Source organism: Sorangiineae bacterium MSr11367, from assembly GCA_037157805.1.
Classification (GTDB): domain Bacteria; phylum Myxococcota_A; class Polyangia; order Polyangiales; family Polyangiaceae; genus Pendulispora; species Pendulispora rubella.
In genome coordinates this window covers 2,527,813-2,552,875 of the sequence record CP089983.1, presented here as the reverse complement: position 1 = coordinate 2,552,875, position 25,063 = coordinate 2,527,813, and the positions used below count along the sequence as shown (strand labels likewise).

Genomic DNA, 25,063 nt, shown 5'->3' with positions numbered 1-25,063 from the left:
CGTTACGGTTTGCCCTTATTTCCATGCCCGCCGTCGACGCGGTGCGTCCCAGAGAGGTCCGCCGTTTTGCCCGCTTCCGTTGGCTGCGCTGGAACTTTGTTCGGCCGGGGATTGCCGGTGAACTTGCGCAGCAGCCAGCGGACCGGATCGTAATGGTCGTCGGCCACGCGCTCCTTCAGCGGAATGATCCCATTGTCCGTGATGGTGATGTGCTCGGGACAAACCTCGGTGCAACATTTCGTGATGTTGCAATAACCGACGCCGAAATCCTGCTTGATCATGTCGCGCCGATCGAGCGTGTCGAGCGGATGCATGTCGAGCGTGGCCAGATGAATGAGAAAGCGCGGCCCGGAGAAGGCCTCCTTCTTCTGGTGGTCGCGCACCACGTGGCACACGTCCTGGCAGAGGAAGCACTCGATGCATTTGCGGAACTCCTGAATGCGATCGATGTCCATCTGCTGCATGCGCCAGTGGCCGTCGGCATCGCGCGGGCGCGGCTTGAACGGCGGGATCTTCTTGGCCATCTCGAAGTTCCACGAGACGTCGGTGACCAAGTCTTTGATGATGGGGAACGCCCGCATCGGCGTCACCGTGATGGGCTCGCCCTCGGGAAACGCGCTCATGCGCGTCATGCACAGAAGGCGCGGCTTGCCGTTGATCTCCGCGCTGCACGAGCCGCAGCGCCCGGCCTTGCAGTTCCAACGCACGGCCAGATCCGGCGCCTGCTTCGCCTGGATGTCGTGGATGGCGTCGAGCACCACCATGCCCGGGTAGGTCTCGACGTCGTAGGTCTGGAAGTCTCCGGCTTCTTCGGTGCCACGAAAGACGCGCAGTCGTGCTTTGGGCTCGGCCATTATTCTTCCTCGAGGACTTTCTTGATCTCGGCGGGAACGGGCGGAAGATCGATCTCTGCGACCTCCATCGTGCTCCCGTGCAGGCGCGACACGATGTTCACCTTGGCGAAGTGCTCCTTGTCGGTCTCGGGAAAGTCGTCACGCGCGTGGGCGCCGCGGCTCTCTTTGCGAAGCAGCGCGGCGCGGGCCATCGCCTCCGAGACGATGAGCAGGTTGCGCATGTCGATGGTCTCGTGCCAGCCCGAGTTGTAGTGCCGGTTGCCGTCGATGCGGATGGTGCGCGAACGCTCTTTGAGGTTCTCGAGCTGGCGCAATCCCTCGCTCAAGTCCTCCTCCGTGCGGATGATGCCCACGTGGGTCTGCATCGTGTCCTTCAGCTCTTCGTGGAGCTGGAATGGATTCGGCCCCTCGTGCCGGTTGAACGGTGCCAGCGCCTCCTGCGACGCGTCCTGAATTTCGCCCGCATCGAGCGACGGCAGGTTCGTTTGCTCTTTGGCATAGCGCCCCGCATGGAGGCCGGCGATGCGCCCGAAGACGAGAAGGTCCGACAGCGAATTGCCGCCGAGACGATTCGCCCCGTGCATGCCCGCCGCACATTCGCCCGCCGCAAAAAGCCCCTTCACGCGCGACTGCTGCGTCTCCGGATCGACGCGGATGCCACCCATGGTGTAGTGCGCCGTCGGCCCGACCTCCATGGGCTCCTTGGTGATGTCCACGTCGCCCAGCTCTTTGAACTGGTGGTACATCGCCGGAAGCTTTCGCTTGATGTCCGCCGCCGTGCGGCGCGTGGCAATGTCCAAGAAGACTCCCCCGTGCGGACTTCCCCGCCCCGCCTTCACCTCGGCATGGATGGCGCGGGCCACGATGTCGCGCGGAAGAAGATCGGGCGTGCGCCGCACGTTCTTGTCCATCTGCCCGGAGGTGCTCAGCGCGAGCCAGCGATCGGCTTCCTCCTCCGTGGGCGCCGTTTCGTTGGCGTACAGCGGATGGATGTAGTCGAACATGATGCGCTTCTGATCCTTGTTGCGCAGCGTCCCGCCCTCACCGCGCACGCCCTCGGTGATCAAGGTGCCGCGCACCGACGGAGGCCACACCATGCCGGTGGGGTGAAACTGCATGAACTCCATGTCCATGAGCTCGGCGCCGGCCAAGTACGCGAGCGCTTGCCCGTCGCCGGTGCACTCCCACGAATTGGAGTTGATCTTGAACGCGCGCCCGATGCCGCCGGTGGCGAGCACGATGGCCTTGGCGCGGAAGACCACGAAACGGCCGCTCTCGCGCCAGTAGCCGAAGGCACCCGACACGGCGTCGCCCGCCTTGAGGAGGCGCGTGACGGTGCACTCCATGTACACCTTCATGCCGGTATGGATGCCGTGCTGCTGCAGGGTGCGGATCATCTCGAGGCCGGTGCGATCGCCGACGTGGGCGAGGCGCGGGTACTTGTGGCCGCCGAAGTTGCGCTGAAGGATGCGCCCGTCCGGCGTGCGATCGAACAGCGCACCCCACTCTTCCAGCTCGTTGACGCGGTCAGGCGCCTCCATGGCGTGGAGTTGCGCCATCCTCCATTGATTGAGGTAGCGCCCGCCCTTCATCGTGTCCCGAAAGTGGACCTTCCAGTTGTCCTTCGGTTCGACGTTGCCCAACGCGGCGGCGACGCCGCCCTCGGCCATCACCGTGTGCGCTTTGCCCAGCAGCGACTTGCACACCAGCCCCACGCTGAGGCCCATCGACGAAGCTTCGATGGCCGCGCGCAGACCCGCTCCCCCCGCGCCAATGATGATGACATCGTGTTCGTGCGTCTCGTAATTCCCTGCCATCAGAGGATCCTCACGTCCTGGATGACGCCCATCGCCACCAGGCGCACGTACACGTCGGCACCGGCCACCGCGAAGAGGCTGCTCCAGGCAAAAAGCATATGGTTCTGGTTGAGGCGCGACACACCGCGCCAAAGCGTATGACGGAGTTGGCCGAATGCCGCGGTCGAATAGCTATCGACGCTACCTCCGACGAGATGACGCAGTGAGTGACAAGAGAAGGTGTAACCCGACAGAAGCGTAGTGTTGAGCGCCAGCACCAACGTGCCCACGCCGACCCCGAAGGTCGTCTCGTCGCTGCCGGGAACCCGGAACCAAAGGGCCTTGTAGACATCGTGCCAGAGGATCACGAGGAACAAGAGCGCGACGTAGAGCGCAAAGCGATGAAGGTTCTGAAAGATGAAAAGCTTCGTTTCTCCGTTGTACCGATGGCGATTTCGCTCGCCGACCGCGCATGCGGGCGGGTCCATGGCGAAGGCGCGGTAGTAGGCCTTGCGGTAGTAGTAGCAGGTGAGTCGAAAGCCTGCGGGGCCCGGTAAAATGAGCATCGCCGGCGACAAAAACGGTATTCCCCAGCCCGAGGTGGGAATGAGCGGCGAGTAAAACGGCGAGAGGTACGGACCGACTTGGTAGTAGTCGTTTTCGAAGGCGCGAAACGTGGCGTAAACAATGAAACCGGTAAGGATGACGAAGGTCGTTGCCGGCCCGACCCACCAGTTATCCTTCCGCAACGTCGCCCCGAGATTGAGCACCGGCAAATGCACGGCCTTGTTCGCCATGGACAACCTCTCTTCCCCTCTCCCTGAAACTCCCCCAGGGGGGAGCGTGACGGTATCCCGCGCAACCGAAGAAGGCCGGCTTGCCTCTGCCGACGTACAACCCGCCGGACCCTATCACAAATCGTTGCTCTTCTCCCCATTTGCGCAGGTCGTCGCGCTTGCACTGCTCGGGATTCTCTTCGGAGCCATTTGGCCAAATGCCGGCGCAGCCCTGAAGCCGCTCGGCGATGCCTTCATCCGCGCGATCAAGATGGTCATCTCGCCGCTGGTCTTCTGCGTCGTGGTCACCGGGATTGCCAAGGCGGGCGATCTCAAATCGGTGGGACGCATCGGGCTCAAGGCCCTCGTCTACTTCGAGGTGGTGACGTCGGCGGCGCTGCTTCTCGGGCTGGGGATGGCCAACCTCGCGCGCCCCGGTTCGGGTTTGCACATCGACCCGGCGACGCTCGATTCCGCTGCGGTCGCAAAAAAGACGGCGGGGGCCGCGCTGCCCGGTGTGGGCGGCTTCCTGCTGCACGTGATCCCCGAGAGCGTGTTCGCGGCCTTCGCCGAGAACCAATTGCTGCAGGTGCTGCTCTTCGCGGTGGTCTTCGGATGTGCATTGGTGCACGTGGGGCAGGACAAGGCTCCGCTCGTCCTGTCGTTCGTGGAGCAGGCCGGCGAGGTGATCTTTCGCATCGTCGGCTACGTGATGCGCCTCGCGCCCATCGCGGTCTTCGGCTCGATGGCGTACCTGATTGGGCAGTATGGCCTGTCGTCACTGGCCATGTACGCCAAGCTGATCGCGGCGTGCTATGCGGCGGCCGCGCTCTTTTGCGGAGTGCTCGCGCTCATTTTGCGCAGCTTCACGGGGGTGAGCCTGTGGCGCTTCCTGAAGTACACGCGGGCGGAGTTCATGCTGGCCATCGGTACCGCTTCGAGCGAATCGGTGATGCCGCGGATGATGGACAAGCTGCGCGCGTGCGGGTGTCATCCCGCAGCCGTCGGCCTGGTGCTGCCCACGGGGTATTCGTTCAATCTGGACGGCGCGTCGATTTACCTATCGCTGGCCACGCTCTTCATGGCCCAAGCGGTAGGAGTCCAGCTCAGCCTTGGCCAGCAGCTGACGGTGCTCTTCGTGTTGATGCTGACGTCCAAGGGCATGGCCGGCATCCCCGGCTCCGCGTTCCTGGCGCTGTCGGCGACCGCCTCCGCCGTGGGCGTCATCCCCGTGGGCGCGGTGGCGTTGATGCTCGGCGCGGACCGCATCATGGACACGATGCGCGTCGTGACGAACCTCCTCGGGAACTGCGTGGCGACGTTCGTGGTTGCGCGGTGGGAAAACGCGCTGGACCTCGAAACCGCGCGCCGCGAGCTCGGCTAGGAGAGGATTGAACAGGGAGATCGGGAGATCGGGAGGTTTTTGGTGATTCTGAGCCCGCTCAATTCAACACAAAAACACTCACTGCTCCCGATCTCCCGATCTCCCTGTCAATCCATCTTCTAGAGTTCCCGCGCCGAGAAGGTGTCGCAGGATTCGAGCTTGCCGGTCGTGTAGCCCTGTTTGAACCAGCGGACCCGTTGTTGGGAGGAGCCGTGGGTCCAGCGTTCGGGGCTCACGGTGCCACCGGACATCTTTTGCAAGCGGTCGTCGCCGATGGCGGTGGCGGCGCCGATGGCGGATTCGATGTCGCCGTCCTCGAGCAATTTCCGTTGGGCGGTGGAGTGGGCCCAGATGCCTGCGTAGCAATCGGCTTGCAGCTCGAGGCGCACGGAGGCGCTGGTCGGGCCCGTCTTCGAGGCGCCACGGCCCATGCGCTCCTCGGTGCCCAGGAGGTTCTGCACGTGGTGGCCGATCTCGTGCGCAATCACGTAGGCCTGCGCGAATTGTCCGCGCGCGCCGAGACGCCCCGACAGTTCCTTGTAGAAGCCCAAGTCGATGTACACGCGCTGATCCGCGGGGCAGTAGAACGGCCCCGTGGCCGACTCGCCGTAGCCGCATCCCGTCGCGGTGCGGTTCGTAAAGAGCACCAACTTGGCGCGTTGGTAACGTTCCTTGCGCTCCGCGAACTCTTTGGTCCACGTATCCTGTGCGTCGTCGAGGACGAACGACACGAAGGACACCTGCTCCTTCTGCGGATCGCCCGCGGCCACGTTGGGCGCGCGATCGTTGTGCACGGCGCGGCTGCCGCCGCCGCCGCCCAAGAGCCCGAGCGACGTCACGACGTAGTAGCCGCCGATGCCGAGCAAAATGAGCCAGCCAATCGGGCTGCGGAGCAGCGGTCCGAGAAGCGGCAGCAGCCCGAGCAAGCCCGGACCACGCCCGCCGCCTCCTCCCCCGTCGTCTTCTCCGCGCCGATCGATGACGTCCCGACTCTCGTGATCTTCGTCCCAGCGCATGATGCCCGTAAGGATGCAAGCAAGCGGCCGCCGTGTCCAACCTCTGCTATGACCGCTGCGCTTTGACCTTCTCCCACCGCAGCGCCTTCGATCCACGCCCCAACGCGCTCACGCTCGCGCTCGACCGGGTGCGTGGCGAGGGACGAACCATCCTCGACCTCACGGTTTCCAACCCCACGAGCGCGGGCATCCCCTACGACGACGCAGCCATCCTCGGCGCGCTCTCCGATGCGCGCGCCATGCTCTACGAGCCCCACGCCTTTGGCCTGCCGCATGCCCGCGAGGTCGTCGCACGCGATGTGGCCGCGCTGGCGGGTGTCGACGTGGACCCGGCCCAGGTCGTTCTCACGGCCAGCACGAGCGAGGCCTACGCCTTTCTCCTCAAGGTGCTCTGCGATCCCGGCGACGACGTGCTCGTGCCGCAGCCGAGCTACCCGCTGTTCGAGCACCTGGGGGCCTTCGAGTCGGTGCGGCTCACGCCCTACCCTCTGGCCTACGACGGCGCGTGGCACATCGATTTCGACGGGTTGCGCCGCGCCATCGGCCCACGCACGCGCGCCGTGCTCGTGGTCAGCCCGAACAACCCCACCGGTTCGTTCTTGAAACGGGGCGAGCTCGCGCATCTGGCCGCGTTGGGACTGCCCATCGTCTCGGACGAAGTGTTCGCCACTTACGTGCTCGACGACGATGCGACCCGTGCCCGTTCCGTGCTCGAAACGAAGGACGCGCTGGTCTTCTCCCTCGGCGGCCTCTCGAAACTGGCGGCACTGCCGCAGATGAAGGCCGCCTGGACGGTGGTCTCGGGTCCCGCGCACCACGAGGCGCTCTCCCGCCTCGAGCTCATCGCCGACACCTTTCTCTCCGTCGGAACGCCGGTGCAGCACGCGCTGCCGGCCCTCCTCGCCACGCGCGCCCGCGCCCACGACGCGATTTTGCATCGCGCGCGCCGAAACCTGGCCACGTTGCGCGCCGCGCTCACGCGCGCCGCCTCGCCTGCGACGTTGCTACGCGCCGAGGGCGGTTGGTACGCGACCTTGAGATTGCCACGCACCCGCAACGAAGAAACGTGGGTGCTCGAACTTCTCGAGCACGACAACGTCTACGTGCACCCCGGCGCGTTCTTCGAGTTTCCCGGCGAAGCGTTCATCGTGCTGAGCCTCCTCACGCCCGAGCCCACCTTCGCCGAAGGTATGGCCCGCATCATCGCACGCGTATCATTGGCCTAACCTGCCGGCGGTCACCTTGTGCGTCCATCGCCAAGGCCTGCTTGGCGGCGGCCCGAACGCGGGACGTGACGGCGCCATCGGAGGCCACGCGCGCGAGGAAGGTCCCGCGCTTCGGCTCCCCATGCCCCGGCAAGAGCGCGTCGAATGCGATGAGCCCTATGGACATTGGCATTCCCGTGCACCCGCTCTGCATCATGATGGCTCCTGCGTGACCTCACCCATGCAATCCATGAACAACCCTACAAGGATCCCTAACCAGAGCGTTCTCATCTGCCCTGGTTTCTCTTACGAACTTTCGGGCGTGCAGCAACGACGAATCGGTACGGAGCCTCACAAAATCGCGAAGGGGTCGCGATCTCGCTCACTTCGATCCACGACGATCGACGCAGCTCGCAGCCTTTGGGCGAGCGCCTCCAGGGCCACACGCTCGCTGTTCGAGTGGAGCGCGCAGACCACGGTCATTCCCGCGGCCGCCGCGGCCAGCGCATCGTGGTGGCGAAGCTCGCCCGTGAGAAACAGGTCCGCGCTACCCACAAGGGCATCGCGGTAAAGATCGCCGCACGAGCCCGCGCATACGGCCACGCGGCGCGCGTCCCCGGCTACCGGCCCCGCGACGAGCGCGTGAGAAACGCCGAGCCCCGCTTTGATGCGCGCGATCAACGCACCGCGCGTGGTGGGTTCCACGTCGCCGATGCGTCCCATGCCAAAACCCGGGGGCAGCGGTTCGCCGCCCTTTGGCGGCTGCGCACGCAATGGACCGCGGGTCACGAGCCCCACCACGTCGCCGAGCACGTCGTTCGTCCCGCCCGGCGCGACGTCCAGCGCCGTGTGCGGACTGAAGATCGCGAGCCCATCGCGGATGGCCGCAAACACGAGCCCGGGCGCGGTGATCCGTTTGAGCGGCTGAAAAATGGGCGGATGGTACGCGACGATCATCTCCGCGCCGCGCGCACGCGCCTCGTCGGCCACCGCCTCCGTGCAATCGATGGCGAGAAGCACACGCGACACCGAGGCGCCGGGATCGCCGACGAGAAGCCCCACGTTATCCCAGGGCTCGGCAAACCGAGTCGGGGCGATCCCTTCGAGAACGGCTACGACGTCGCGGACATGCATGTCGCGGCAACGTTACCTTCACTGCGCGAAGTTATGCTCCGAATCGAGAGCTCGATTCAAAATCGTAACCTCGCACTGTAGCGTTATCGATGCAGCGGCTTCAGAGCAATCACCGCGCCGAAGCCCTCGGAATGGCCGATCAGCTCTTCGGCGGCCCGGGGTGCCGCGCGGCACCAGGCGAGGAAAGCGTCGACGGCCGCGGGATCGGCATCGCGCATCGCGCGGAAGTCTTCCCACCCATGGCGATTCAGCATGAAGCCGCCAACCGGCTCGTACGGATTGGCGATGGCCCATCGCACGAGCATGCGCACGTGATCGGACTGCTCGTCCTCCCAACGAATCAAGCGTGCTGCGCTGTCGGGATGATCGCTTTTCCAATCGCCGAGCATCTTCGCCGGGAAGGGATACCGCTCCCGCCATTCCGCCGCCGTCTCGATCAGCGGCATCGGGTACTTCTGATCCTCCTCCATCTGCTTTTGGATCGGTGTGGCGACGCCTGGCGCGGGCTTGCGATCGCCGTAACCGGCCGGTAGCTTGATTTGCACATTGGTGGCTTCGGCCGATGTCAGCTGCGTTTGCGCCGTCTGCTGTGGCGGCGAAGAGGACGCGCACGCGAGGGCGCCCACCGCGAGGGCGACCACGGCGGTCACAATTGCAGGGATGCGAACGACATTCGAGGTTGCCATGGGAGGGGCCTCCTGCCGACGCACGCGTGCATTGTGCGCGCCAATCCGCTCGAGCTACCCGAATTCACGCTACGCGGAAACGGACGCACCCGGGCACCGGTGCAGTGGACACGCATTGGATTCGATGTGTGGCATGTGGCGCGCGTGCCGCGTTGCGTTTATGTTCCGCGCATGGCCCGTCCAGTTCGCAGGGGAACCGTCCCCATCGGGTACCTCGCGGCGCTGTACCGGTTCTTCCGCGACCCGAAAGCGTCCAAGATCGGCAAGCTGTTCGTCGTTCTGACGGTGGCCTACGTCGTCTGGCCGCTCGACTTCGTGCCGGACGTGGCGCCCATCGTCGGCTGGCTGGACGACGCGGGGCTTGCGACGGTGGCGCTCGCCTATCTCGCGCGGGTGGCCGCCCGCTATCGAAACGAATCGCTTCAACTCCCTTCGCCCCAAGCCTCAGGAACCCAACCGTCGTGATCATCATTCTCAAGCCGGACGTCGCCCCCGACGGACCGGAAGTCCAAGCCCTCGTTGCCCAAGCGTCCCGTTATCCAAATATCGCCACCAAGGTTCATTCGTACCGGGGCGAGAATCACCTATTGACCGAGGTGCACCTGATTGGTGAAACCAAAGTCGTTCCGGCGGAGCCTTTTGCCGAGCAGGCCTATGTCGTGCGCGTGGTGCGCGTTTCGGAGAAGTACCGCGTGCTGGGCCGCCACGATGGTCAGGTGGATGCCGTCGGGTTCGAATACCGCGGCATTCGTTTTGCCCAGGATACGCTGAATGTCTTTCCGGGCCTCTGCGCGGTGGACAATCGCGAAAACGTCGAGGCCACCTTCAAAGCCATTGGCGCCGCCGGCGTAAAAACGGCGCGCATGGGCGCCTACAAACCGCGCACGAGCCCGTACGATTTTCAGGGGCATGGCAAAGACTGCCTTCCGTACGTCTTCGAACTTGCCGGCAAATACGGAATCCAAGTCGTGGCGATGGAAATCACGCGCGAGCAACATTTGGACGAGATCCGCGAGGCGCTGCGCCAGGTTGGCCACCCGACCGGCGTCATGCTTCAAATTGGAACGCGCAATGCGCAGAACTTCGAATTGCTGAAAGTGGTCGGTCAGCAGAAGGAGTTCCCCGTGTTGTTCAAGCGCGGCATGGGCATCACCTTGGAGGAGGCGCTCAACGCCTGCGAGTACGTCGCGAGCGAAGGAAACTCGAGCATCGTCTTCTGCTTGCGCGGGGTCAAATCGCACCTAGGGGCGCCCCACCGCAACATGATCGACTTCGCGCACGTGCCGGTCATCAAGCGCCTCACGCGGATGCCGGTCTGTGTCGATCCGTCGCACTCGGCGGGCCGGCGCGCCATCTCGCCCGACGGCATGACCGAGATTCACCACGCCACCGCCGAAGGCATCATCATCGGCGCCAACATGGTCTTGGTGGACTTCCACCCCGATCCGGCCCACGCCCTCTGCGACGGGCCGCAGGCGCTCACCCTGGAGGAGCTGCCGGCCTTCCTGGACGACGTCAGCCTCGTCCGGCAGACGTACCTAGCGCGGCTCGAGCGCGCGAAGGCCCACGCACCTGTCAGAGCCACCGCGTAGCGAACACGTACGTCATCGCACGCATGGGCAAGGGCAACAAAGGGTGTAGCCTTTGCCCATGCGAATTCTCTACGGGGTCGTGGGCGAGGGCATGGGGCACGCGATGCGGTCGCGTGTCGTGTTGGAGCATCTCGTGCGGGAGAACCACGAGGTGGAGATCATGGCCTCGGGACGCGCGGTCGACTTTTTGTCGAAACGCTTCGACGAGGTGCGGAAAATCCATGGCTACCACCTCATTTACGAGGAGAACCGGGTTCGTCTGGGCAAGACGGTCTGGTCCAACGTGCTGGCGGGCACCGGCGGCGTCCCCGAGAACATTGCCGCGTATTTCGAGCTGCTGACCAGCTTTCGTCCCGAAGTCGTCATTAGCGATTTCGAATCGTGGACATATCTATACGGCAAAACGCACAAGCTTCCCGTTTTGAGCATCGACAACATGCAAATCATCAGTCGGTGTACGCATGACGACGAAATCGTCCGCGGCTACGAAACGGATTTCCAACTCGCCCGTGCATTCGTGAAGAGTAAGTTGCCCTTCTCGAGCGAGTACTTCATCACGACGTTCTTTCATCCTGCCGTTCGCAAGGAGCGGACGCGCCTTTTCCCGCCCATTCTGCGGCCGGAAATCGAGCAGGCCAAGGCCATCGCGCGCCGGGGCGATCACCTGCTCGTCTACCAAACGGCGGAGGGCAACGAAGGGCTCGCACGTGCCCTGGCCAGCGCCAACGTGGAGTGCCGCGTCTATGGCATGCGGCGACAGATTCAAGAGGAACAAGTCGAAGGCAATCTTCGTTATATGCCATTCAGCGAAACGCGATTCATCGAAGACCTCGCCACTGCGCGCGCCGTGATTGCGGGCGGTGGATTCACCCTGATGGGGGAGGCGGTCTACCTGCAGAAGCCGATGCTTTCCCTGCCCGTACGCCGGCAATTCGAGCAGGTTCTCAACGCGCGCTACCTGGAGAAACTGGGCTACGGGCGCGAGGCTTCGCAGATCGATGCCGAAGCCGTAAAGTCGTTTCTAGATATCGTGCCTCGATGCGAAGAAAAGCTCGCGAGCTATACGCAAGACGGCAATCGCGAACTGTTTCGCGCGGTCGATGAATTCCTCGATCGGGCCGCCGCAGGCCTCGTCTAGGCATCGTCACCGGCAAGCAGACGGGGCTCGCGAGCTATATTTCACGGCAAAAACGCGGCATTTTCGTATTTCGTTTCTTACAGCGCATGCGCCACTTGCCAGCTGGAGTCTGTGGCTTATCTTCAAGCTTAGAGGGTGACGCAACCTTGAGAAAAACGTCCCCCAAGAGCTTTATCCCCGCTGCACGTCGCTTCGGCGACACCTGGATCATCGGAATTCAATCCTTCCCCTGAAAACCGATGCTCCAGGACGCTGCGGCCCCACCAAACGGGGCTTACGCGGGGTCCTAACTGGCCTCCTTCGCGCGCCCTCCCCTCCCCGCGCGTTGGAGGCCGTTTTTTTTTAAATCGGCCACCCCGCCGACCCCAACGTTGACGTGGTCGTAGACGTCTGACGTTGACGTGGTCGTAGACGGCGACGGCGACGTTGACGTCAATGCGTAGTCGTCGTCGTTGTCGAACGAGGCGGCGTCAACGACGACGACTACGTCTTGCCGTCTACGTCGCCGTCGCCGTCAAGGTCAACGACCACGACAACGTCAACGTCAACGGTTGCGTTGGCTATTGGCCCAACACGGTCACGACGAGGCGGCGCGAATGCGCGTGGGAGCGGTGTTCCCACAGATAGATCGCCTGCCAGGTCCCCAATGCAAGGCGCCCCTGGACGATGGGGATCGACTCACTGGTCTTCGTGATGGCGCCGCGCAGGTGGGCCGGCATGTCGTCCGGGCCCTCGTCATCGTGCTCGTAGCGGGCCGATTCCGGCGCGAGCCGCGACATCCATGTCTCCAGATCACGGAGCACCGCCGGGTCCGCATTCTCCTGAATGACCAACGACGCGCTCGTATGCTGTACGAACACCGTGCAAAGCCCGTTGGTCACCTGCGCCCCGGCCACGATGCGCGCGACCTCGCGCGTCACATCGAAAAATCCCCGTCCATCCGTCCGGACATTTAACACATCGTGGTGGATCTTCATCGCGTCGCCGTTTGCATAGAGCCAAAGCTCATCGGCGTACACGCCCCAGTTGGGGCTCTTTTGTAGCCCGCCCGAATCCTGCCGTCAGGCGTGGCCGTTGGCCGTGGGAAACGGCTCCGGGATCGCATCGACCGGATTCATCTCGTCGACCGTGACCGCGAATTCTTCCTGGGCCTGCGTCTCGACGAAGGGACCACCCACTTCATCGGCATTCAAGGCATCCCGAAGCTCCTGAGTCACCTCTTCGCCCGAGGTTGCGGACGCGAGAAAGTCCTCCGCAAGCGATTCGGCCATGGGCTCAGCCGCGCGCGTGTGGCCGCTCTGACCCCGACCATACGGATCAGGAATGAACGCCTCGCCACCGTCCGTACGCTCGCGCGAATGATGTGAGCCAACGCTGCGGCGGGTTGCGCCGTCCGAATGCTTCATAGGATGTCTCCTTCTCGTCGTTCCTCGTTGCGGTTCCCAAGTGTCTCCCCCTCCGTCGTTAAGACTTGGGGCTTCGACCGTTCAACCGCAACTCAGCAATGCGCGTGCCCGGAACCTGTCAGACCGCACCTTGAAGGCACGCGTGGGCTCCCTATCCGACGACTTCTCTGACCCCGCTCGACTTCGTCGTCAAGGGTCGACGCGCGCAATCGTACATTGCGCGCTCGACCGCGTTTCGAGGCAGACCCCGACCGAGAAAACCGAAGTCGGCGTCAGTGTGTCGCCGTGCGCCCGTGCTCCGAACCAGGAGACGACTCCGAGGCCGTCGAACGACGACCACCGCGTCGCTTGTCGAGCCACGAAACCAACGCGGGAAGCGCCAGAATCGCCGCGGTAACGCATGCTACCTCGCCCAGCACCGCGACCAATCCGAACAAGAACAGCGCGCGATTCTGTGCCATCAGCAGCGACGAATAGCCGATCGTCGTCGTGAGGGAGCATAGCGCCACCGCTCCGCCGGTCGCACGAACAGCAAGCCCAACGTCCCTACGCCCATCCTGCGCGTAGCGCGCCATCACGTTCACCGCGTAGTCGACACCGATGCCGAACGTGATGGGAAACGCGATGAAGTTCGCGAAGTTGATACGCACGCCGAACGCCATCATCCCGCCGGCGAGCCACACGACGCCGAGCAGCAACCCGCCGATGATGTACACCGAGATCAAGTTCGTTCGGAAAAGCAGCAACACCACCAGAATGACGCCCACGAGGGCCGCTGCACTCGCATGGATTCCGTCACGACGGATCGACTCGAGGATGTCGGCGGACAGCGGAAGCGACCCGGCCACGCGCGCCGGCTTGGCCTGCGGCCCCACCGCGTCACGCGCAATCGTTCGCAGCGACTCCACGAACTGGGCCAGCGGCGGTCCCTCCCAGAGCGCGCGCGAAGGACGGGGAAACACCAGCACCGCGCGACCGTACGACCCATCGCGCTCACGGAGGCCCGTGGTGAACACGCGCGGAAGATCCGCGAACGTGATCGGCTTGTTCTCCTCGTTGGCCAGCAGCCGATCGATCTGCTCCTTCTTCTCCTCGGGGACGAGCGATCGCATCTTCGGCGTCATATCCTCGCGGATGGCATCGGCCTCCACGAATTTTGCCGCCTGATCCTTCGGAAGCACGTCGTCGATCGTGCGGATGTTCGAGATCATGGCGTGCAGCGGGCTGTCCTTCGCCGCCGACGCACGACGCAGCGCCTCCTCCACCGCATGCGCTTGCTCCGGGCTGTCCGTCAGGATCACCGTGGGCGTGAGGTAGGTCGCGAGGAGCGCGTCCATCTTGCGCCCCCAGTACCCCTCCCCGCTCACCCACGTGTCCGCACGGCGCAGCTTGGAGAAGTCGTACTCCAACTCGTTCGCGCCGAAGCGGCTGAGTTGATGCACGGATAGAACCAACAGCACCGCGGTGGCCGCGATGACGACCCCGGAGTAGCGCGTCACCAGCTTGGCGAGAGGCGCCATGAAGCCGCCGTGCGTCACACGACGATGGGCCTTCGAATCCTTGTCGAGCGCCTTGGTCAGCGACGGCATGAGCAAGTACGCCGTCGTCCACGACGTCACCATGCCGATGCCGCCGATGTACCCGAACTGCGCGAAGCCACGGAAATCCGTCAGGGCGAGCGACGCATACGACACACCCGCCGCCAGGGCCGCCGACAGCGTGCCGACCCGCGAGCTCCACACACCGACGACCAGCGCCTCGTCGACGCCGACCCCCGCCCGCCTCTCTTCGATGTAGCGCGCGAGCAGAATGATCCCGAAGTTGATCCCGTTGCCGACGATGATCGACCCGAGGAACGCGGTATTCGAATTGAGCTCCCGCACGTTGAACGGCGGAAACGACGCAATCGCAAACGAGTACGCCGTGGCGAGGAGCAGCGGCGGAAGCAGCACGAGCACGCTGCGCCACCAGCGGTAGTAAACCACCAGCACGCCCACGACGAGAATCAGCACGACGATCGACGAGAACGACAGATCGGCCATCAGCGCCGAGGTCTCCTCGACGGAGATCGCCACGTCGCCCGTGTATCCGACCTTCATGCTCGGGGCGTAATGATCCGTCCCGCCGAGCGAGACGATGTCCGCCTTCACGCGCTCGAGAAGCTCCGTGCCGCGGCCGCGACCCGACGAGAACTCCGCGACCTCGATGAGCATCAGCGAAACGTGCTGCTCCGCGCTGGACCAGCGCCCGTTGGGGAAGCGATCCTTCGCGTCGCTGCTGCCGCCGAGGCGTTCCTTGTACTTCGCCTCCAGATCGGTGAAATCCAGCGGCGGGGGCGCCTCGTCGTCGTCGAGCGACGCGCCCGTCTGCTTGTTCACTTCGTAATCGCGTCGCGCCTCGATGCGCGCGCGGATGGTCTTCAGGTCCTCGAGGTCCGTGTAGAGTGCAGCATTCTTCTCGAGGAAGGCCTTCTCCTCGGCCTGCCCCAGGCGCACCTCGCGCACCAGCTCCGGCGGATACGCGCGCACGCGCGCCGCCAGATCGTCGAGCATCTTTTCACCGGCCGGGAGATTCTGCGCCGACCCCGTGTCCACGATGACCCCGAGGTACTGCAGACCAGGCATGCGCTGGCGCAATTCGTCGATCGCCACCACGCTAGGTGCATTGCGCGGGAGGAGCTCTTCGAGCTCGCTGCGCAGATGCATGTACATGTTGGCGGTGCGCCACACGGCTGGAACCGCGAGCAGGAGCGCGATGACCCAGAGCATGCGGCCATGACGAACCGTCCAAGCTACTGCGGCACGGGCCCACGGAGGCGCCGGATTTCCCAATCCGTGGCTCATGACTGAATCTCCTGTACCTCTCCCGCCGCACTGGGCAGAAGAATGTCTTGGGCCGTACTTTCGCTACGGCGCCGCAGCGCGTTGCCGATCATGCGCAACGCGACGAAGGTGATGATGGCGTAGGTAATGCCGACGATCGCGTCCACCACCCAATGGTGATCGAGGTAGATCGCCGAGAAGCACATGAGCATGAAGAACGCGACGGTGAAGGCCCTTCCGCGCCAGCGGAACTGAGACCATCCCTCGAGCACCACCAAAAGCGGATAGGCGCAGTGGAGCGAGGGCACGGCACCGAACACGTCGCTCGCGCGGCCGTACATGCCGTGAAAGTAGGTGATACCGAGCAACGCATCGACGCGCGCAAGGTTCGGTCCTTCGCTCGCCTTGGCGAGGAGGTCGACGGTGCAGCCGTGCGAGTGGAAGTACCAGGGCGGGGCCGCCGGGTAGATGTGGTACGTGGTGAAACCGATGACGTTGAGCGCCAACCAGCCCCAGGTGAAACGCTGCATGGCCACGAAGTCGCGCTTGAAGAGGAACGCGGCAAACAGGATGCAGTAAAAGAGGAACGTGCCGTAGGGCACCGAGCACAGAAGATCGAGCCACGTGGTCGCATGTGCCTGGAACCAATCGTGGAGCGTGACGCGCGTCCCCCCCATATCGAGGCCGAACCAACGCAACTCAACCGCGCGCAGATCGCACAGGTGCACGCCAAACGTGTCGAACCCTGCGTGCTGAAAGAGCCGCATGGAATCGAAAAGTAGGGCGACGAGTCCCATTGGGTAGAGGCCTACGCACAGCTTCTTCGTGAAGCGGGTGCCATAAGCGAGCCCGATGACGACCAACGTGATGAGAACGTGGTCCCACCGCGCCTCGCCACGGTAGACGTTCATCGCGAGGTTGAGCACGAAGGGAACCGGCGGGAGCCACGCCCAGCGCGGCCAGAGCGTGCGCACGTGCGCGAGCGCCCTCTCCGTGAAGCTGGTGATGGCGAGCTCCGTCACGTGAGCCCCCAGAGATTCGTGCGCTTCGCCTCATCGAACACTTCACGCAAAACAGCGATGCCGTTCTTCGCCGTCTCGAGGTCGATGGTGAGCGCGGGTTGAATGCGGAAGCTCGGCGCGTACGACATGGTGAGCAGCCCACGCTGAACACACTCGTCGAAGATCCGGCGCGTCACCGCGCGCGAGAGGGGCTCCTTGGTCTTCTTGTCGGCCACGAGCTCGATGCCCATGAAGAGGCCGCGTCCGCGCACGTGCCCGACGAACGGGTACGCGTCGACGAAGGCAGCGAGCTCTTCGAGCATGGCCGCACCGACGGTGCGCGCGTTCTCGACCAGGCCGTCTTCCTCGATGGCCGTGAGGGCCGCGACACCGGCCGCCGCCGCCAAAGGATTGCCGCCGTAGCTCGACGACGAGCCCGACGGATTGGACCAGGGCTTCGCCTGCGCGATGGCGTCCGTGGTGAGCACGCCGCTGAGCGGGAAGCCTCCACCGAAGGCCTTGCCCAGGGTGACGATGTCGGGTTTGGCCCCCGAGTGCTCCACGCCCCAATAGCGCCCCGTGCGGCCGAAGCCGGTGATCATCTCGTCGGCGATGAAGAGCGCGCCGAACTCGTGCGCGAGCTCGCGCACCGCGGGGATGAAGTCGTCCGGCGGAACGACGTTGCCGGCCGTGCCCTGCATCGGCTCCACGATGAACGCCGCAATGGAGTTCGTCGCCGCATATTTCAGCTGCTTGCGGCCCTGGTCGATGCACCCGAGGCCGCACGAGGGGTACGTCGACTCGAGCGGGCAACGGTAGCAATCCGCGTACGGCAGAATGTGCGAACCCGGCACCATGGGGCCGAGGCCCTCTTTGAAGTTGGACCCCATGAGCGAAAGCGCGCCCATGGTTTTGCCGTGGAAGCCGCCCCAGAACGAGACGAATTCGGTTTTCTTGGTGTGGCTCTTGGCAAGGCGCAGAGCGCTTTCGACGGCCTCCGCGCCGCTCGAATACAGCTGCAGGCGGTGAACGCCCTCGGCCGGCGGGTGCTTGGCCACACGCTCGAGGAGCTCCACGCGGGCCTCCGAGGTGAACGAGCCTACCGAGGCGCGCGCCACTTGGTCCTGAATCGCCTTCACCACGCCGGGGTGGCTGTGACCGAGGGCGCCGACCCCAATGCCACCAATGAAGTCCAAGAACGTATTGCCGTCGACGTCGGTCACCGCGCTGCCTTCGGCGCGCTCGACCGCGATGCCCGCCATGACGGCATAACCCTGCAGGCCAGGGGCCACGTGCGCATCTTCGCGCTGGCGCAACGCCGTGCTGCGCGGACCGGGCACGATGGTCTTCAGATGGACTCTTTGCTTCTTCGGCGTACTGCTCATGTTTTGGGGGCCCCGAAAACGAAGTGACGTTGCAGGGGGAAATTCCAGAGAATGCTAACGACGATGGATACGCCCACCCGCGCGAGCAGGTAGTGCGCTCCGAGACTGTGATGAAGGATGTAAACGCCCAGGGAGTTGAACGCTGCGCTCGCCGCCGACACGATGGCGTAGCGAGCGGCCTGCGGCGCCGCCGAGCGCGAGGTGGCTCGGAAGATGCGACGTCCGAGGAGGAAGTTCACCACGGCACCGAACACGGCACCGACGAGCGTCGCAATGGCGGGGGAGAGAACGCCGAGCTCGACGAGCACGGTCATGGTCCCGAAGTCGAGCGCCGTTGCCACGACCGAGGCCATTTGGTGTCGCCCCAAGAGATGCAGCGTACTTGGCCCCAGGCGAACGCGGGATTCTGTTGTCATAGTTCGATTCATGATGCCGCCGAGGTGACTTCGGACCGGATGGCCGACGAGGCTGGCGGCGCCGCCTCGATGGATTCTTCTTCTTCTCGTTCGACGACGGGTTCCTGCGGGAGCGGCGACGCCGCATCCCGTGCCCGCAAGGTGGCTGCCAGTGCGGCGAGCCGGCGGATCGCGCTCACGTTGGAGAAGAGCGCCACCACCGCGAGGGCCGCAATCATCGGCACCTTGCCCAAGAGGGGAACCAAGGTGATGCCCACATTGAGATAGACCGCGCGCTCCGAACGACGCATCCACCCGCGCGGAACCTCCGCGTGGCAGGCCTCGGCCTTCGCCGTGGCGTAGCTCACCATGAAGGAACCGAGAAGCGCGGCGAGCGCGATGATCAGCGTGGGAACGTCGTCGCGGTAGTAGATCGCCAAGCCCGAGAGAAAGGTTCCCTCGAAGTAGCGATCCACCGCCGCGTCGAGCACCTCGCCCGCGTCCGACGCCACCCCGGTGCTGCGCGCGACCAAGCCGTCGAGCGCATCGCCCAGGGCTGCGACCGCCGTGATGACGGCGGCCACGCCGAAGTGACCGAAGGCGAGTGCACCTGCCGCGATCAGCGCAAGCCCCATCGAGGCCAGCGTGATGGCATTCGGACCGATTCCGAGCCGGATGCACAGGCGCGCCACCGGCTGGAGAGACCAGTAGGCCATCTCCATGAGCCGGCGGCCCAACAGCGGCGACGAGCCCGCCGCATCGACGCGCGCGAAGTGCGCCTCTCCCCGCAGGACGAGCCGCACCCCGTACGCGACGACGACCGCCACGAGCAGAGAGAGGAGTGCGAGCGAGCAGATTACGTCGATCACCGGTTCGTACCTTCTTCCAACACGTCTCTACCTTGCGATCACCTTGCCACCGACACGGCCGGACGGCGCGTGCGGTTGAGCCGGGCTGCGTCACCGAGCGGAAGCTCGCGCGAGCCTTCCGTCGCGGACTGGTAGGCCCGCGTGATGAGCTCGACGCATCGGAGGCTGTCCTCCGCCGACTTCCCAACGTGCTCACCGATCTCGACGGCGCGCGAGAAATCTTCCAGGAGCGACTCGAACCAGGTGACGTGGCTTGCGTCCATCCAGTTCGACGGAATGCTATCGCGCAAAGTTTGCCACTTGTGCGGCTCACCCTCGCGCGAGGTGAGGACGTTCACCTCGACATCGTCGTCCTCGACGCGAATCGCGCCGCGCTCGCCGTGCAAGGTGTAGATGACCTTGCGTACGCCTGCGGTCCACGAAAGATGTGCGCTCGCCGTTGCGCCCGGGAAGCTGATCGCGCAGCTGAGGTTGTCCTCCGTATCGTAGGGTCCCAGCGTAGACATCTTCGCAGTGATGGCCGTGGGGTAAGCCCCCAGCCAATCGAATGCGAGGTAGAACGTGTGGCTTCCGTGATCCATGGCGATGCCGCCACCCGACCAACGCTTTTCGCGGCGCCAGTCCGGACGGAATTCGGGAACGCCCCGCGCGTGGGTACTGCGAAACGTTTGCAGAGTGACCATCGACACACGGCCGATTCGGTCGGCGTCGAGCGCGCGCCGCACGGCCTTAATGACCGGGGCATGGCGGTAGTTGTGACAGGGATACAGAACGCGGCCCACGCGGCGGGCCCGCGCCAACATCGCGCGTGCAGCATCCGTCGTGGTGGCGAGGGGCTTCTCGCAAAGAACGTGCAGCCCGCGGTCGAGCGCCTTCAACGCCAGTGGCGCGTGCTCGGACGGGGGGGCGGAGATGTCCACGAAATCGAGCTTCGAATCCTCGGTGGCAAAAAGAGCATCCGCACTTTCGTAAATGCGAACACCCGGCATCTCGGCGCGCGCCCTCTCGCGGCGTGCCGCGCAGGTGTCGACGACGGCCACGATTTCCAGCGGGGCGCCCTTGTTGGCGAGCGCCTTGTACGCTGGAGCGTGTCCGCGCTCCGAAATGAAGCCATACCCAATGATCGCCCCGCGAAGTGACGGCCGACGATCGCTCATGGTTACCATCCCCTTTCCATCGACGCGCCCAAAGCTGGACGGAGTGCGCTTACCGCGCGGGCGCCGTTAACCGCAAAACTAGAATCGACCAACGCACTAAATGCGCCAAACACCGACGACTCGTTGACGCAGCGACTGTAAACGGCACGTAACGGCAACTGGGTTGCCGAGCTTCCGCCCTTCCTTGAAAAAGAACCAGTTTTTGTAAGTTCCAAGCCCAAAACGCTGGAATGTCTCGTTGGGTTCATCGCCAAATTCATCGCGTTCGTTCCTCGCCCTTGCGGGAGACCGCCGCCGTATTGCGAAAGCAGTGCCCGCGGCCCAGGCGAGCGTTCAGTGGAGCGTTCGAAAACCTGCGCGTTCAACCAGAGAAGCCTTTCGGGTGCAAGGATCACGTGCGGCTCCTCGTCCGGGGAACCGCACCGGCTCCGCGCAAAAAGAGGTCGACCACGCGCTCCGCTTCCTCGGAAACCGGCCGTGCCGCCGGGGACTCGAGCCGGTCCAGGAGGATAGCCCGCACCACACCCATGAGAAGCGCCGGATACAGGTCCGCCGCCTCCGGCCGAAGAGCTTTTTCTTTCAGCCCCAACTTGACGATGTCTGCCGCCTGTTGCTCGATTTTCAGCAGGGCAGAGCGCTCGGCCGGGTCGATCCGATCGAGGCATTGCAAGCGCAAATGTTCCGTCTGAAGCACGATAGACAGAAAATCGTGCCGGTTTTCGAAGTGCTGCAGTACGGCCTGAACGAACGCCGTCAGCTTTTCGCGAAACGGCAATTTTTGCGCTTCTTTGAGGACGGAATCGACTTCCGCGAACATTTGCGCGCGACGCGTGGTGAACAACTGACGAATGAGCTCGTCGCGATCGCGGAAGTGATTGTAAATCGTGCCCACTGCAATTCCTGCACGGGCTGCAACCGCGTTCAGGCTGAAGGACTCGACCCCCGCCTCGGACATCACCTCTTCGGTAGCGTCCAGTATCGCCATGGCCGTTGCCTCGCGTAGGCGACTACGCAGCCTTGAAGTGCGCATGGCATTTGATGAACGCGGATTCACGACTTGAAGGCCGGAAGATTTGGGGCTGCCAAGGCCCACCGTCAAGCGATTATTCCCTGTTTTTCTCGCTTTTTACCGGGCCTTAACGGTTCTTAACCGACGGCAGAAGTCGCCGTACGGTTACTTACGCGGACGGCGTGCCGGCGGTTTCACAGAATCGACAGGTACCGCTCGACAAAGTTCCCCAACTGGTTACTTAGGACCGATTCACGAGGTACCAAGTAATCGGTAAGGTCCCGCTTCGGGCCTTTTTCTGGGGCGTCTTTTCTGGGGCGTCTTTTCCGGGGCGTCTTTTCCGGGGACGGTCCGGCCGGCCGCCCTATCGTTGCTAGGGCAACGTTTCAGCGCGCAACGAGGGTGAAGTTGGCATAGTCGGCTTCGGCGAGCGTCTTGGTGCCGTCGCCGTCGGTTACTACGCCCACATAAAGGACTTTTTGGCCTTCGCAGGCGCCGTATTCTTTACGGTAGAGGGCGCAAAGGTCGACGCTCTCTTGGCGCCATTCGGGGCCTGCCGGTTCGCTCCGCAATGGGACCTGCAAGAGTCCGTGCTGGTGCGTGCCCGTCGCGCCGGGTTTGGCCAACCAACCGAACTTGAATCCGCGGCCGCCCACGATCATCGAGGGCTGCTTGATGATGACGTAGATGCCCGCCGCGCAATCCTCCCAGGCATCGTCCTTGACTTGAGGATGCCGGGTGACCCGCCACTTCCACTCGAGACTGGCCACTTTGTCGAGTGGCGCTGGATTCTGCTGGAACGGTTGGCCGTAGTGCATCGCCGGCGGACGGTCCTTCACCGCGCCGTCGTAGCGAGCGTGGAGGAAGCTAAAGTCGCCCTCCGTCCGCAGCGAATACACGCGGGCCAGGGTGTCGCGGTCGTGATCGAAGGGATCGAGCCACGCGAGCGGCCGTTTGGTGAATTGCTCCTGCCAATAGACCTGACGCGGAGCGGACGCATCGGATTTCGTGGGCGCGGCGGGCGCGGCGTTCGGCTCGGCGGCGGCATTGGATGCCGCGACCATCAGCCCCGTGGCGAGGAAACTCGCTGCCAGGGCAGCCAATGCGGAATTACGCCACGTGAAAATGAATCGGGATAATCGCTGCATGGAAACACGGGATCTTTAAGGCGACGCGGGCGCCCCTGCATTAGCACGAGGGTCTGCCCGGCGCCCACAAAGTACGATTCCCTAGCTTGGACGGTGCGCCACGGGGCCCTGATACAAATCAGAGCAAAATTAGCGGGTCGATGCCGGGCCGCCGCGTGACGAAAGCGGACGGCTCGAAGCCACGGCGCGGGCGCGAACGACTTGGCCCTCGGCGATGATTTCCACGCCGATGGTGCGGGCTCGGCGCGAGAGGCGCTCGGGATCGACCCCGGGCTGGACGATGAGTCCGCCGGGCGGCGACGGATCGACGAACAGCTCGGTCGTGGCACGGCGCGTTCGGAGCATCTCGCGCACGTTGGCATCGTCGACCCAAAGGAAGCCACCGGCGGCGACGAAGCTGCCCCGCCCCACGACCACACTGGCTTGCGCCAGGGTGCGCGAAAGGGTGTCGGGCAAGGGAGCGAGCGCTTCGAGGCGCTGTCGGAGCGACTCGGGATCGAAGCCCGCGGAAAGCGCGCGAGACAGCGTCTGCGGCGCGACGATGAGATCGATGGTCTCGGTGGCGCGGCCAACCTCGACGAAGGGTGCAATCTGCATGATGTTGCAGATGCGCGCGTGCACGCCCACGCGGAGCACGTTGCCCTCTTGGAATTGCGAGGGGGTGATCTCCGTGGACATCGGCCGGTCGAAGAGCAGCGAGCGACCGCGCGGCGTGAGGCGCAAGGTGACGGAGGCGTAACGATCGACCTCGCCGTTCTCGGAACGCGCGCCCTCGCCGTACGAGTCTTCCTCGCCCAGGTCGAGCACACCGAGCGCCGGAAGGCTCTCGTGCACGATGCGCGCAGCGACATCCATCGGATCGACGGCCTCGACCCCGACACGCTCGGCCCAGCGGCGCAAAAGGCGCGTGATGCCCGGGATGCGGTCGTCGCTCTTGAGGTAGCCCGCGAGCGAGGACCAGGGCACCCAGCCGCCCTCGGCCAGCTCGGCGACCGCGTCGAGCACCATCTCGCGCAGGACGCCGACCGGGCTCGGATCGCGTGACTCGGTGTTGATGCGAAAGAGCTCCGGCTCGGGCCGCGCTTCGTCCCACGAACCGCCGCGCCGCCAGGTGCGGAAGAGCGCCGGCGTGAGCTCGCCCAAGGTGAACGAGCCAGGGGGCGCCGAGGCGCTCATCGCGGAGTTGTCCCAAAGGCCCGCGGCGCGCGACAGCGTGATGAGCAGGCCCACCTGCGTGAGGTCGCGCCCGAAGCGCGTGGCGAGCCTTTGCACGAGCGACTTGGGCGTACCGATGCCCGCGCGCACTTCGTTGCCGCCCTCGCGGGCGACGATGGCGAGTGCAATGGCCAGCACCGAAGGATCCGCCGCGAAGCGCGCGCGCCTGGGCGCATGATCGCCCGAGACGACGAACGACTTCACCTGCTCGCGGCGCTCTGCGCGCTCGGCGAGGCGCGTGGCGCCGACGATGGCCGCCACCTCGGTGGGGATGATGTGACGGTTCGGATAAACCGGGATCAGGAAGCCGCGGCGTTCGAGCGACACGCCGACCCCGCGCCGCGAGGGCGTGGGGCCCGATGCGCTGCGCATGCGAAGGGGCTCGCGCTCGAGCTCGAGCAGCTCCTCGGTGGAGACTTCACCGCCCTCGCGATCGACCCCGTCGAGCAACCGACGCTCCGTCGGAGCAAGGCGCTCGATCTCCTGCTCGAGCCGGTTCTGATCCGTCAGCGCTTCCCACGCGACCTCGAGCGAGAGCGCGAACGGCTGCGTGGCCGGGCGCCCGAGGTAGTGACTCGCCACGGCGCTCATCGTTTCCGGCGAAGCTTGTGCGAGCAGCGCGCGCAGGCCATGCGGGTCTTCCCCTTCCCACGTGCGCAACTGCACGAGGTATGCGGGGGGCAAGATCAGCTCCACGGCGGGTCGCTTTTCCGACGACAGGGCATGCCCGAGCGCGGCGCGCGCGAACATCAACCCGCGGGCACTCAACGGTTCGAGGGCAGGTGGCACCGTCGGCACCACGAGCGAACCTCGAGCCTCCGCCACGCGATGCAGAAGCTCGACGCACGCATTCGGCAGCCGGCTCGGATCGCGAAGATCGGGCTGCGAAACGAGCGCGCGCGCGACCTGCGAAGGAACATCGAGCCGTTTGGCCGGATCGATGCGAATGTTGAGCCTCGCGATCAGCGACTCGAGCTCCGCCGCGGGAAAAGCGCGTAGGATCTCCACGAGCCGGTGCGTCGGCTTGGGTGAAACGGGAGGGGGGGATTGGTTCGGGGAGGGCGTCAAACGAAAA

At 64.7% G+C, this 25,063-nt stretch carries 22 protein-coding genes; 5 read left to right on the top strand and 17 right to left on the bottom strand.

Going from position 1 to position 25,063, the window contains the following annotated elements; genetic code table 11:
- Nucleotides 1–2: 2 nt before the first annotated feature.
- The 3 genes from LVJ94_10120 to LVJ94_10110 are packed head-to-tail and all read right to left on the bottom strand — an operon-like array spanning nt 3 to nt 3,447.
- Entirely contained in the window at nt 3–854 is an 852-nt protein-coding gene (locus LVJ94_10120; protein WXB07587.1) for a succinate dehydrogenase/fumarate reductase iron-sulfur subunit, read from the bottom strand.
- A complete protein-coding gene (locus tag LVJ94_10115) occupies nt 854–2,671 on the bottom strand; it encodes a fumarate reductase/succinate dehydrogenase flavoprotein subunit (protein ID WXB07586.1) in 1,818 nt (605 codons plus the stop codon). Before LVJ94_10115 ends, LVJ94_10120 begins: the two co-directional genes overlap by 1 nt.
- Nucleotides 2,671–3,447: a hypothetical protein gene (locus LVJ94_10110; protein ID WXB07585.1), complete on the bottom strand. Its 777-nt coding sequence runs from the start codon at nt 3,445–3,447 to the stop codon at nt 2,671–2,673. Before LVJ94_10110 ends, LVJ94_10115 begins: the two co-directional genes overlap by 1 nt.
- Before the next feature lie 46 nt (nt 3,448–3,493).
- Between LVJ94_10110 and LVJ94_10105 the strand changes: the two genes are divergently transcribed.
- Complete coding sequence (locus LVJ94_10105) at nt 3,494–4,810, top strand: cation:dicarboxylase symporter family transporter (GenBank protein WXB07584.1); 1,317 nt, start codon at nt 3,494–3,496, stop codon at nt 4,808–4,810.
- A 119-nt stretch (nt 4,811–4,929) separates the two neighbouring features.
- On the opposite strand, the gene LVJ94_10100 is transcribed toward LVJ94_10105, so the two are convergent.
- Complete coding sequence (locus tag LVJ94_10100) at nt 4,930–5,826, bottom strand: zinc metallopeptidase (protein ID WXB07583.1); 897 nt, start codon at nt 5,824–5,826, stop codon at nt 4,930–4,932.
- Between the two features lie 32 nt (nt 5,827–5,858).
- Here LVJ94_10100 and LVJ94_10095 point away from each other — a divergent pair, with 32 nt between their 5' ends.
- Complete coding sequence (locus tag LVJ94_10095; GenBank protein WXB07582.1) at nt 5,859–7,052, top strand: pyridoxal phosphate-dependent aminotransferase; 1,194 nt, start codon at nt 5,859–5,861, stop codon at nt 7,050–7,052.
- Nucleotides 7,053–7,382: 330 nt separating this feature from the next.
- Here the strand turns inward: LVJ94_10095 and LVJ94_10090 are convergent, their stop codons facing one another.
- The gene (locus LVJ94_10090) at nt 7,383–8,165 is read right to left on the bottom strand and encodes a Nif3-like dinuclear metal center hexameric protein (protein WXB07581.1); all 783 of its coding nucleotides are present in this window, start codon (nt 8,163–8,165) and stop codon (nt 7,383–7,385) included.
- 83 nt (nt 8,166–8,248) lie between these two features.
- A complete protein-coding gene (locus LVJ94_10085; protein ID WXB07580.1) occupies nt 8,249–8,851 on the bottom strand; it encodes a hypothetical protein in 603 nt (200 codons plus the stop codon).
- 171 nt (nt 8,852–9,022) lie between these two features.
- On the opposite strand from LVJ94_10085, the gene LVJ94_10080 reads away from it, so the two are divergent.
- From LVJ94_10080 to LVJ94_10070, 3 genes are read left to right on the top strand one after another with little or no spacing between them, the layout of a single operon-like run.
- Nucleotides 9,023–9,316 carry a DUF1232 domain-containing protein gene (locus LVJ94_10080; GenBank protein ID WXB07579.1) on the top strand — a complete coding sequence of 98 codons (294 nt, stop codon included), beginning with the start codon at nt 9,023–9,025 and terminating at the stop codon, nt 9,314–9,316.
- Entirely contained in the window at nt 9,313–10,443 is a 1,131-nt protein-coding gene (locus LVJ94_10075) for a 3-deoxy-7-phosphoheptulonate synthase (GenBank protein ID WXB07578.1), read from the top strand. The genes LVJ94_10080 and LVJ94_10075 overlap by 4 nt, the downstream gene beginning before the upstream one ends.
- 58 nt (nt 10,444–10,501) lie before the next feature.
- The gene (locus tag LVJ94_10070) at nt 10,502–11,581 is read left to right on the top strand and encodes a teichoic acid biosynthesis protein (GenBank protein WXB07577.1); all 1,080 of its coding nucleotides are present in this window, start codon (nt 10,502–10,504) and stop codon (nt 11,579–11,581) included.
- 560 nt (nt 11,582–12,141) lie between these two features.
- Here LVJ94_10070 and LVJ94_10065 read toward each other — a convergent pair.
- The 11 genes from LVJ94_10065 to LVJ94_10015 form a co-directional block, all read right to left on the bottom strand.
- Nucleotides 12,142–12,558: a secondary thiamine-phosphate synthase enzyme YjbQ gene (locus LVJ94_10065; GenBank protein ID WXB10699.1), complete on the bottom strand. Its 417-nt coding sequence runs from the start codon at nt 12,556–12,558 to the stop codon at nt 12,142–12,144.
- Between the two features lie 84 nt (nt 12,559–12,642).
- Nucleotides 12,643–12,987 (bottom strand): hypothetical protein, encoded by a 345-nt coding sequence (locus LVJ94_10060; protein ID WXB07576.1) that lies wholly within the window; start codon nt 12,985–12,987, stop codon nt 12,643–12,645.
- A 272-nt stretch (nt 12,988–13,259) separates the two neighbouring features.
- Entirely contained in the window at nt 13,260–15,830 is a 2,571-nt protein-coding gene (locus tag LVJ94_10055) for an MMPL family transporter (protein WXB07575.1), read from the bottom strand.
- Complete coding sequence (locus LVJ94_10050) at nt 15,827–16,831, bottom strand: phosphatase PAP2 family protein (GenBank protein ID WXB07574.1); 1,005 nt, start codon at nt 16,829–16,831, stop codon at nt 15,827–15,829. The genes LVJ94_10055 and LVJ94_10050 overlap by 4 nt, the downstream gene beginning before the upstream one ends.
- Nucleotides 16,828–18,195 carry an aspartate aminotransferase family protein gene (locus tag LVJ94_10045; protein WXB07573.1) on the bottom strand — a complete coding sequence of 456 codons (1,368 nt, stop codon included), beginning with the start codon at nt 18,193–18,195 and terminating at the stop codon, nt 16,828–16,830. Before LVJ94_10045 ends, LVJ94_10050 begins: the two co-directional genes overlap by 4 nt.
- Entirely contained in the window at nt 18,192–18,611 is a 420-nt protein-coding gene (locus LVJ94_10040) for a GtrA family protein (protein ID WXB07572.1), read from the bottom strand. The genes LVJ94_10045 and LVJ94_10040 overlap by 4 nt, the downstream gene beginning before the upstream one ends.
- A gap of 8 nt (nt 18,612–18,619) precedes the next feature.
- The gene (locus tag LVJ94_10035) at nt 18,620–19,459 is read right to left on the bottom strand and encodes a CDP-alcohol phosphatidyltransferase family protein (GenBank protein WXB07571.1); all 840 of its coding nucleotides are present in this window, start codon (nt 19,457–19,459) and stop codon (nt 18,620–18,622) included.
- A 38-nt stretch (nt 19,460–19,497) separates the two neighbouring features.
- Nucleotides 19,498–20,616 carry a Gfo/Idh/MocA family oxidoreductase gene (locus LVJ94_10030; protein ID WXB07570.1) on the bottom strand — a complete coding sequence of 373 codons (1,119 nt, stop codon included), beginning with the start codon at nt 20,614–20,616 and terminating at the stop codon, nt 19,498–19,500.
- A gap of 391 nt (nt 20,617–21,007) precedes the next feature.
- A complete protein-coding gene (locus LVJ94_10025; protein ID WXB10698.1) occupies nt 21,008–21,709 on the bottom strand; it encodes a TetR/AcrR family transcriptional regulator in 702 nt (233 codons plus the stop codon).
- A gap of 302 nt (nt 21,710–22,011) precedes the next feature.
- Nucleotides 22,012–22,773, bottom strand: a complete 762-nt coding sequence (locus LVJ94_10020; GenBank protein ID WXB07569.1) for a DUF3047 domain-containing protein — start codon at nt 22,771–22,773, stop codon at nt 22,012–22,014.
- 129 nt (nt 22,774–22,902) lie between these two features.
- Complete coding sequence (locus LVJ94_10015; GenBank protein ID WXB07568.1) at nt 22,903–24,996, bottom strand: hypothetical protein; 2,094 nt, start codon at nt 24,994–24,996, stop codon at nt 22,903–22,905.
- Nucleotides 24,997–25,063 lie beyond the last annotated feature (67 nt).